Source organism: Pajaroellobacter abortibovis (genome assembly GCF_001931505.1).
GTDB lineage: Bacteria > Myxococcota_A > Polyangia > Polyangiales > Polyangiaceae > Pajaroellobacter > Pajaroellobacter abortibovis.
On record NZ_CP016908.1, the window covers coordinates 1,042,976 to 1,049,961 of the forward strand.

The window sequence follows — 6,986 nt, forward strand, 5'->3', positions numbered from 1 at the left end:
TTCCTGTCAGCCTTATACACGCAGAATATCCCTCTCTTTTCGACATAAAAGCAGATCAAGCCACGCATTTGATAATTTTTCCTGCATCGAGTTCAAGAGCAAACGCTGCTCTAAATGGGCAAAGTCAACTCGATCCAATTCCTGGTCCTGGTTGAAACAGGAAAACACAAACAGTTCTTTTCCGGTGTGAGGATCGCGATGCTTCTGCACACACTGAGCACATATCTCCTTCATCATGCATTGCATAGGTGAATTAATGCTCCCAATAGCACGATGCTTTGGATCTAGGAAAGGGGCCAACACACCGTGGCGAGCTTGCTGAATGGCTTGCATCATCCGGTCTGATCCGATCGCAATCATACGATGGACTTCTGCAATTGGGATGGTTGCAGAAAGCCCTTCCCCCTTTGCGTAGGCGAGCATCGCTTCTACAAGATTCCCCCGAAAATGATGATCTTGAGGGCGCCGTGGACGGATCTCAACTCCCCCTTCCGTAGCCCAAATAACCTGATCTGTAGAACGCTCTATCTCGTCCTGTTTAAAGACAGCCTCCCCTTTTTTATAACCCGCAAAGTAGAGCACTCGCCCCCCTGCCTCTTTAAAGGCACGTGCAATTGAGAAAAGAACAGCATTCCCAAGCCCCCCTCCGCAGAGGAGAACAGTCTCCCGTATCCCGACTTCAGTCGGACAGCCCGTCGGTCCCATCAGGAGCACCCGTTCGCCTGGCATGAGTGTAGCACACAAACGTGAACTCCCTCCTATCTCCAGAACAATCGTCCCAATCAACCCCTGAGATGGGTCCGTCCAAGCACCCGTCAATGCAAGACCTTCCATGATCAGTTGCGTGTCCTGAATCCAAGGAGCACAGGATTCATAGTTTTGGAGGCGATAGAACTGCCCTGGTTGAAAACGACGAGCCGCTGCCGGGGCTTTGATCGTAATCTCGATAATGGAATCAGACAAGCGACGGACATCCACCACTTTAGCAATCCATTCCTCATCCAATTTAGAAAAAAATTGGAAAAGCGCCGTATCTCGTTCTCGTTGAACCCCTGGAGCGAGCGTTTGTTCAGAAGGGAAAAGAGCAGCCAGGTGGGAATAACCCCGTTTTGCACTGGCCATTGCTTTCACGACGCTACCAGCATAAACAGGGTGGGCATCTCCATAAAAAGAAACCGTTCTTCCATCTTGAGAATAGTTTGTAAAAAAACCTTCCTCCGCCTCTTCACCAAAAACAGGAATGAGGTTCACCCGCCCATCGCGTTCCAGATCAGCGCGGTGTGGCTGAAAATAACGAGAACGGGAATCTAATTGAAAATTGCCCTGGTGCTCTTTTTCATAAGAGATATTGGGGCTTGTTCCTGCTGCAATCCAAACGGAACGAGCTTCCAAATCGATCACGCGATTTTCGGGATCTGTAAATCGAACACCCCGAACATGCCCCTGCTCATCGAGCAATGCCTCACGAGGAGTCAAGTTCTCAGCATACTGAATCCCTTCCTCTAACCCTTTGGTTACTTCTTCATGACTCAGACGATAGGCGGGAGATTCCTGCAACGTCCTGCGATACACCAAGGTCACTCCCCCCCATCGTTCAATCAATGCGTGAATACAGGGATCGCGGCCTTCCACCGAAGCTTGATTGCGCTCTTCAGCCAATTCTCTCGCATGGGCCAGGTGATGCTCAAGAGTCCTCCATTCCTCATCCTGAAACATTGCTCGCACAGCGGATGTTCCATGGGCACGGACCAGTTCCTGATATCGCTTTGCTTCTTTCTCAATTTGCGTAATATAATAAGCACCGAGTTCTGTCGCCGTATCGATAGCGGTCAACCCGCCCCCGATGACAAGCGCAGGCAAACTCACTTGCAAGTTAGCCAGGGAATTTTTTTTATAGGCCCCCGTCAATTGCAGCGTCATCAGGAAGTCGCTGGCTGCTCGAATTCCTCGAGCGAGGTCATTCTTCATTCCGACAAAGGTAGGTCCCCCCGCCCCTACAGCAAGCGCTACGTGATCGAAGCCATAGGCCCAAGCATCCTCCAAAGTCAATGTACCACCAAACCGAATACCACCGTACATCCTCAAATACTTCTGTCTGGCCAGAGTCAGGTATAAGACAAGGAGAAAATTCTTATCCCATCGATTGGTAATCCCGTATTCACTAACTCCCCCAAATCCGCGGAGAACGCGATCTTCCAACGCTTCATAGAGAGAGGAAATATCCCGTATCGGAGTAGGAGGAATCTCTGGAGTCCCTACCCAGGAAGAGGGCAATGGCTCCAACTTAACGCCATCCACAGCAACCACGCCAAACCCCTCGCTTGCCAAATGGTAGGCCAGGGTGTATCCAGCCGGTCCCAATCCAATGACCAAGATTTTCTTGCCGCGATACGGACGGAGGTACGGACGGGTTCGATGTAAAGGGTTCCATCGAGTCAGTAGGCCGTAGATCTCAAACCCCCATGGAAGCTGCAAGACTTCCTTGAGCACATAGGTTTCGACCTGAGGAATGTTCACTGGCTCTTGTTTCTGAAATATACAGGATTTCATACAATCATTGCAAATACGATGACCCGTACCCGGACACAGAGGATTGTCCAAACAGATAAGGACAAGCGCGGCCAGAGGATCCCCTTGCTTATATAGAAGCTGCATTTCACTAATTTTTTCATCCAGCGGACATCCACCAAGAGAAACCCCCAAGGGATTTTTTTTAGTTTTTTTCGTTTTTGGGTCAACAAGCCCTTTGGAGCAGGAATCCTTCTCGCGCGTATGACACAACAGACAGTAGTCGAGTTCTCTTCCGATCTGGCGCTGAGTCATAGGAACGTCATTCAATTGAAATCCTTCCCGATAACGACGTTTCGCCGGAGGGCCAACAAAAAACCAGGGATAAGAGGGTTTCGATCGATGGATCTTGACCAGTCGTTCCATATGAACAGGGCGAAGAGCCATCAGAGAAGGCCATTGAGCAATCGGATCGAGTGGATCAGAAAGCCGGTGCGCAAGCCAGCACTCCACCGCATCAACAACCGCTGTTAGCCACTCTGCCGCTTTCTCCTCTGAATTATTTACAGCAAGCAATTCCTGAAACCAGGGAAAGGCGTCCCCCTCCCGCCGCAATGCATGGAACAGTGCCTTCATGGCAGCTAAAAGTTCTGGAGTCCACTCAGCCCCACCAGCCTTAGCGACCTTGCGCGCAACCCCTTCGATTTTAAGTAGTGCCAGGACAGCACGGGCTACTGCAGTCTCTTCATCCTGCATAATAGCAGTGCCCTCCTTTGCGGAAACCACTGCAAGCGCCAGACGAGCAATCTGGGCAGCCTCTCCGAGATGTCCACCACGTGTTGACCAAGCTTGCCCTGCCTGTGGTTTAAGAAGCCGTTTTTTTACAAATGCTTGACTGAACTGCCAGATCGGATTGTCTGCAATAATACAAGTACGCAATGCATCGACTTCTGATTCGATTTGGAAGAGACAAGCGATAAAAGCGCTCACGTACCTTCCTGTTTCAATCAGCAATTGACTGAGGACAGGTGGCTCCAACGAAACACCTCGGCGGTAGGCCTCCAATTGTTCACAGAGATCAGGAGCTTGGGCGCTCAGTCTCCTATTGAACTCGTGATAAAGCGCCTCCAAGCGTTCAGGAAGGAAGAGATCGGCGTACTGATATCCTTCGATTCCCAAAACAAGCTTATCTACAATGATATCTTCACCCTCCTTTCTTTCTTCGCAGGGCTAAGCATGGGTCATTCCCCAAAATAGAAAATAGATCAGTTCCTTCGAGATCACCCCACTGTCACCTAAACTCTGCACAGGAACAGAGAAGAGAACACCCCAACCACCGACCGCTATAAGCAATTTATAGCTCATTCACGTGATGAAGAGGAAGGAGAAACGACCGGAGTGAACGCAGTCTGTGCCATCACCCCTTCTTCAAAACCAAAGTAGATGGCTGCTTGTTTAAACATAAACTGTTGTCCCTCTGAAGTGGCAAGATCGACACGGTACGTGTTGATATATCTGACTGAATCCTTGAGCCATTGATCCCAAGCCTCCTGGGAAATTTCCTCATAGATTTTTTGGCCTAACTCGTTTTTATAAGGTGGTTTGGCCACACCTGGCAATTGTCGACCTAATTTTTTGCAGAAAACCATCCGTTGTGTCATGTTCCCTTTGATAGACGAATATTTCGTTGGTTCCAACGATTTATTGACTTGATCGTAAAAAGAAAAGAGACTACATTAATTAATGTTTTTTCAGCGGATTCCAATTGTCTTTAGCTTGACGAAGAGCTTTGAAGACCTCTATATCCAGAGCCTCTGAACAAACCTCTAGTTTAAGCCGTAATGACTTAGAATCAATCCGCAAAAAGGGGTTTATGGCGAGTTCTTGCCCGATTGAAGAAGGGGTTGCAGGGACACCGCGCGACCGCCGAACACGCACTTTTTCAAGAACCACTCGAACCCCTTGATGATGAGGCTCCATGCTCAGTGCAAAGCTGAGGTTTGCTTCTGCATATTCGTGACCACTGTAGACCAGCACCCCTCCAGGCAGTTGTGCGAGACGAGAGAGCGATCGATGCATCTGTTCAGCGGTCCCTTCAAACAACCGACCGCAACCTGCAAAGAAAAGGGTATCTCCTGTAAATAGTGCTTGCATCCCATCTGCATCGGAGACCAAGTACGCAAGCGCATCCAATGTATGCCCCGGCACATGGAGCGCTTGAACGTGAAGTTTCCCGATCTCCCACGACTCTCCATCTCGCAGAAAGTGCGTCTGTGCTGGGATGCGGAGCGAAGAGACAACATATCCTAATACAGGGACTTGCCATCGAGCAGCGAGCGCGGCATTCCCCCCCACGTGATCCCAATGGTGGTGAGTAGACCAAATCGCTGTTACCTTGACCCCACTCTGCTCTACAGCCTGTACGATAGGCTTCTCCTCCGATGCATCGATAACCACTGCCTGATGCGTTGTCTCGCAAATCAGAAGATAGGCGTAGTTGTCCTCCAGACAGGGGATCGGAATCACTCGTCCATTTCTCAACTTCTATCTCCCTTTTCACGGTTCGACCCAACGAAATCGAAAAAGTCTTCAATTCAAATCGTTTCTTTCCTTATAATCCCATTCATTTACCTCAAAACTCATTAGAGATCATGATAAAAGCTTGAAAGAAAATAATAGACAATCCTGTTGATTGAATCGATTGTATCTCATTCATGATGCTGGATGGTTTACGGATTCCACCTCACTGATTAGGCGTTGACTCTTGTGCCCTCCGTGACATCTCACCTCAAACCCGATTATCAGCAGAACGATGTCATCACTCGCCGAGTAGTAATCGGGCAGCAGATCAAAGAATACAAATACACCATTATTAGGCTAATCGGCATGGGAGGAATGGGGCAGGTCTACGAGGTATTTGATTCTGAACTACAACGGATCTGCGTACTCAAATCCCTTCACTCCTATCTAAATGTAGGGGGGGCTTTCGCAGAACAGCTCACAAAGGAAGCTCAGATCCTAGCGCAGCTGTCTCATCCGAATATCGTTAATGTGTTTAACATCGGCATCACAGAAGACAAGCTCAGTTTACCTTATTACGTAATGGAAAAACTTCAGGGACAAAGCCTTCAAAAGCTTTTAAACCAATACACAAAAGAGGGGAAAACACTCCCTCTCCCGTACTGCTACGAAATTGCGATCGCCCTTCTCGAAGCGCTCTCCAAAGCTCATACCCACTCACCCTCTTTTCTCCATCGGGATGTCAAACCGAGCAATATATTTATTCATGATCCAGGAAATGGAAGAGGGATCACCAAGCTGGTTGACTTCGGGCTAGCCATCCCTTGGCAACCCTCACAGTCAAATTCACAAAGTGGATTTATAGGAACCTATGCCTACGCATCTCCAGAACAGAAGGAAGGGAAACCCCTCACCCCACTATCCGATCTCTATTCCGCTGGGCTAGTCCTCTATGAAATAATCACCGGCCACTTGCCATCTCTACCCTGTTCAGATTTAATGGACTCTCGTCCGTCCATACCACAAGAACTGGACAACTTAATTCACTCTGCTCTTCATCCCGATCTCGAGCAGCGCCCTAAAAGCGCCCAAGCTTTTGCAGAAGCGCTTCGCACTTTGCAGAAACAAAAGCGCTATATCGCGTTAGATAGCAAGATCTTCATCCCATCAGAACCACATCGCGAGACAGGAGGTGAAAACAACACTCTCCCTAATCTGCTCTCGCTGCTTCATTCAAGCAGTCGCGAACAGAGCTTCGCTCCCTTTCCCCTTCAGTTCAAGAGAGAAAGAAAGCGGTTTTTAATCTTCCCTTCCGTCTCCCATTTTTGGATGGGGATCGCATTTTTTATGATGGGAATTTCTATCATTACGCTCGCGCTCTTTCTGATACAGCCCAGGGGCCCATCGAGACCAGAACCAGTAGGCACTTCGGAACAAAAGGAAAACACTCCCCCCACCTCTGCTTCCTCTCCAACCCTTACCACAGATACCAGCAAGCCAGTGGAGCGGAAGGGAGTAGACGAACCATCGAACTTGCCCCGATCGACCCTGCAAATTTCTCCGCCTCCGAACAAAGCTCACGCCCGTTCTCCATCCAAAGAACGAGTCAAACCATCTCATTCCAGAAAGAAACGGCACAAAATCGAAAGCCCCGACTTGGATTAGCAACCAACTTAAAAAAACAAGAGAAAGGCACCATCCCTCATCTTTCCTCCCGGAGCCAGACTAAACCTCTTCTGATCACTGCCAAATGTCAAAGCAGCGATCTCTAATTCTCTAATCAACGATCATTAAGAGCTCTTCAGCCACTCCATCTCTCCCTTTAGTACCACCCGGACCACCACCATCCCCCCCTTGTCCACCATGTTTTATGGTAATTTCAGTTGAAGGATGCAAGTGAGGAGTGAGCCCTTGATAGACAATACCTACCGATATGCCTCCAGCTCCACCCCCCCCCC

At 49.0% G+C, this 6,986-nt stretch carries 4 protein-coding genes and 1 pseudogene; 1 reads left to right on the plus strand and 4 read right to left on the minus strand.

The annotated features are described in order from the left end of the window. Positions 1-12: 12 nt before the first annotated feature. The 3 genes from BCY86_RS05265 to gloB form a co-directional block, all read right to left on the minus strand. Positions 13-3,687: an FAD-dependent oxidoreductase gene (locus tag BCY86_RS05265; RefSeq protein ID WP_245776200.1), complete on the minus strand. Its 3,675-nt coding sequence runs from the start codon at positions 3,685-3,687 to the stop codon at positions 13-15. A 182-nt stretch (positions 3,688-3,869) separates the two neighbouring features. After that, positions 3,870-4,169, minus strand: a complete 300-nt coding sequence (locus BCY86_RS05270) for an oxidative damage protection protein (protein ID WP_075276798.1) — start codon at positions 4,167-4,169, stop codon at positions 3,870-3,872. Positions 4,170-4,248: 79 nt separating this feature from the next. Beyond that, positions 4,249-5,034, minus strand: a complete 786-nt coding sequence (gloB, locus tag BCY86_RS05275) for a hydroxyacylglutathione hydrolase (protein ID WP_172824813.1) — start codon at positions 5,032-5,034, stop codon at positions 4,249-4,251. 249 nt (positions 5,035-5,283) lie between these two features. Here gloB and BCY86_RS05280 point away from each other — a divergent pair, with 249 nt between their 5' ends. After that, positions 5,284-6,693: a serine/threonine-protein kinase gene (locus tag BCY86_RS05280; protein ID WP_156865091.1), complete on the plus strand. Its 1,410-nt coding sequence runs from the start codon at positions 5,284-5,286 to the stop codon at positions 6,691-6,693. 111 nt (positions 6,694-6,804) lie between these two features. On the opposite strand, the pseudogene BCY86_RS10070 reads toward BCY86_RS05280, so the two are convergent. Next, positions 6,805-6,986 (minus strand): annotated as a pseudogene (locus BCY86_RS10070) (hypothetical protein); the annotation flags it as partial.